Source organism: Thalassolituus sp. UBA2590 (genome assembly GCF_002339775.1).
Classification (GTDB): Bacteria; Pseudomonadota; Gammaproteobacteria; order Pseudomonadales; family Oceanobacteraceae; genus Thalassolituus.
This window is the reverse complement of the sequence record NZ_DDKU01000005.1, coordinates 1-3,258: the sequence shown is the minus strand read 5'-3', so window position 1 is coordinate 3,258 and position 3,258 is coordinate 1. Positions and strand designations below refer to the sequence as shown.

Here is a 3,258-nt window from a genome sequence, read left to right as displayed (position 1 = left end):
AGTATCGGGGCAGTGGCTGGTCTGCAAAGACCCTGAGATCGTTGCTCAGCACAGCGCTAAGGTGTACGGCAAGGCTGCGATTGGTGCGCCGCCAATGTCAGTACCTCACCTGGATACACGCATTATCAACGGTGAACCGGCCCTGCTGTTTGGCCCATTCGCCGGCTTCACAATGAAGTTCCTGAAGTCTGGCTCTAAGTTTGACCTGCTTAAATCTGTCAGCGTCAGCAACCTGATGCCTATGATGGATGTAGGTTTTAACAATATGGACCTGACCAAGTATCTGATCAGCGAAGTTCGCCAGTCACATAAAGAGCGCGTTGGTACTCTGCGCGGTTACTACCCAGCTTGCAAAGCCGGCGACTGGACACTGGCCCGTGCCGGTCAACGCGTTCAGATCATCAAGAAAGACGCCAGCGGTCGCGGTAAACTTGAGTTCGGTACCGAACTCGTTGCAGCCAAAGACGGCTCGCTGGCCGCTCTTCTTGGCGCATCTCCGGGCGCATCCGTCGCAGTACAGGCGATGATCGAAGTGCTGGAGCGTTGCTTCCCTGAGAAGATGGCATCAGGCTGGGATAAGCGTCTGAAGGAAATGATTCCTTCTTACGGCGAGTCTCTTAAAAACGATGCAGAACTCCTCGGTCGTATCCGATCGGAAGTACTAAGCACTCTGAAGATCGGCGACTAAGCACCCCGTAACTGAAAAAGCCAGGCGCCTGCCTGGCTTTTTTGTTTCCGCCACCCCGTCGAAATAACTGATCGGTTCTGATATAGGTCTACGCCCTTACTCGCCTTCTTTCGCGGCACGCAGGGACTCTTCAACGTCACGCTCGGCGTCCTTTCGGGATACCGCTCTGGTCTCCTGCTTGATCACACCACCAAACTGCAATACAAGAAAGTTAATCAGCGACAGTGTAATCGCAATTTCGTAATAGCTGTACGCCACGGATACGCCAATCGCTCCAGTGTTCCAGATACTCGCAGCCGTTGCTGTGCCTGAAACATTACTGCCATTCTTCAGTATTGCACCACCACCAATAAAACCTATCCCTGTAATCAGCCCGTACATGACCCGCGCCTCAGCATCGGAACCGCTGTAAACCTGCATCGCCAGCAACATATACCCACAGGACGCCACAGACACCAGAGGAAACGTGCGCAGGCCAACACCTTTGCTTCTGAGTTCACGGTTTACAGCGACCGGTACGGCCAGTAAGAAGGCAATCCCAAGGTGCACAAAGTGATTTAACATTTGTGTCCATTCAAGCTCTGTCATGTAACTACTCCATTAATCTCTCACCATTGAGAGCGCAAAGCACACTACGAGGTTCCTCTGAGTAGCTACTGGACCGTACTGAGTACAAACAACAGGCAAAAAAAACGGCACCTTAAAAGGTGCCGTTTTTTAAACTGCAGGGTTGTGAGTCTTATCCGAAGAACGAGATCATCACACCTGCCGCAACTGCTGAACCGATAACACCCGCAACGTTCGGGCCCATCGCATGCATCAGCAGGAAGTTCTGGCCATTGGCTTCCAGACCCACTTTGTTCGACACTCGTGCCGCCATAGGTACAGCAGAAACACCTGCAGAACCGATGAGTGGGTTGATTGGATCTTTGGACAAAGCATTCATGATCTTAGCCATCAGAACACCTGCCGCAGTACCTACCATGAACGCAACCAGACCCAGAACGATAATCGCCAGAGTGCTGCCATTCAGGAAGGCGTCAGAGCTCATTTTGTAGCCTACTGACAGACCCAGGAAGATGGTCACGATGTTGATCAGTGCGTTCTGTGCGGTATCGCTCAGACGCTCAACAACACCAGATTCTTTCATCAGGTTACCGAAGCAGAACATCCCCAGCAGCGGTGCTGCTGAAGGCAGCAACAGTGCAACCAGAATCAGTACCGCGATCGGGAAGACGATTTTCTCGCCTTTTGTCACCGTACGCAGCTGTTCCATCTGGATCTTACGCTCAGCTTCTGTGGTCAGAGCCTTCATAATCGGAGGCTGAATCAGAGGAACCAGCGCCATGTATGAGTACGCAGCAACCGCAATCGCACCGAGCAGCTCAGGAGCCAGCTTAGATGCAATAAAGATCGAGGTTGGGCCATCTGCACCACCGATAATACCGATCGCAGCGGCCTGCTGAACGGTAAAGTCCATCAGACCAGCGTCGGTCAGGAGCACCGCCCCAGCAACGGTACCAAAGATACCAAACTGAGCAGCAGCACCGAGCAGCAGTGTTTTCGGGTTAGCCAGAAGCGGACCAAAGTCAGTCATTGCGCCAACACCCATGAAAATCAACAGAGGCGCAACGCCGCTGGCGATTGTCACACTGTAGAAGGTGTAGAGCATACCATTTTCAAAACCAGCTTCTTTACCCAACAGGAGCGCCTTCTTGTACAGCGCTGATTCTGCGCTGTGATACGCATCCAGTATATTGTGCACAGTCGCATCAGCCGCCAGACCGAACAGGTCGCGGAACTGAGCAAGCAATGCAGGATCAGCAGAACGGATTGCACCTTCAGCCGCAGACCAACCCAGGCCAGCACTCGGGATGTTTACCATCAGAGTACCAACTGCGATTGGCAGCAGCAGAAGCGGTTCAAAACCTTTCTTGATGGCCAGGTACAGCATACCGAAGCCAACCAGCATCATGAACGCCTGACCACCCTCAATGTGGGCGATACCAGTGTCATTCCAGAGGCGGAGTAAACTTTCCATCAGTCAGCTCCCATTAACCCAGTGTGTAGAGGGTGTCACCCACTTTCACAGCAGCACCTTCGGTGGCTGTCACACTGCCGACGGTACCCGCGCGAGGTGCTCGCACTTCAGTTTCCATCTTCATGGCTTCAAGGATGATAACGACATCACCTTCATTCACAGCCTGGCCTGGCTGAACCAGTACTTTCCAGACGTTACCAGCCAGTGGAGCAGAGATAGGGTCACCACCGCCCGCAGCAACTGGAGAAGACGTCGCAGCACCAGCGTTACCTGAGTCACCACCGAACGACATCGGCGCGCCATTCACTGGAGCCAGGTCGGTCACGTCACCGCCGTCGTCAACTTTAACAACGTACTCGTTGCCATCAACAGTCACAGTGAAGGTGTCTTCATCAGCGCCTTTTGGAGCTGGCTCAAACGCGTCTGGGTTATTGCGGTTCTCAAGGAACTTAGGCGCAATCTGAGGGAACATAGCGTAGGTCAGAGCATCATCGATCTTGTCGGCAGACAGCTCGATACCTTTCTCTGC

4 protein-coding genes are annotated in these 3,258 nt (G+C 53.1%); 1 reads left to right on the top strand and 3 read right to left on the bottom strand.

Going from position 1 to position 3,258, the window contains the following annotated elements; all coding sequences use genetic code 11:
* Positions 1 to 688, top strand: a 688-nt coding sequence (locus B2067_RS00525) for a malate:quinone oxidoreductase (protein ID WP_301387157.1), incomplete at its 5' end; no start/stop codon positions are given.
* 96 nt (positions 689 to 784) lie between these two features.
* Here B2067_RS00525 and B2067_RS00520 read toward each other — a convergent pair.
* The 3 genes from B2067_RS00520 to B2067_RS00510 all read right to left on the bottom strand — a co-directional run.
* Positions 785 to 1,276 (bottom strand): MgtC/SapB family protein, encoded by a 492-nt coding sequence (locus B2067_RS00520; RefSeq protein ID WP_301387156.1) that lies wholly within the window; start codon positions 1,274 to 1,276, stop codon positions 785 to 787.
* A 151-nt stretch (positions 1,277 to 1,427) separates the two neighbouring features.
* Positions 1,428 to 2,729: a sodium ion-translocating decarboxylase subunit beta gene (locus tag B2067_RS00515; RefSeq protein ID WP_301377073.1), complete on the bottom strand. Its 1,302-nt coding sequence runs from the start codon at positions 2,727 to 2,729 to the stop codon at positions 1,428 to 1,430.
* A 13-nt stretch (positions 2,730 to 2,742) separates the two neighbouring features.
* Positions 2,743 to 3,258: biotin/lipoyl-containing protein (locus B2067_RS00510; protein WP_301387155.1), on the bottom strand; the 516-nt coding region annotated here is incomplete at its 5' end.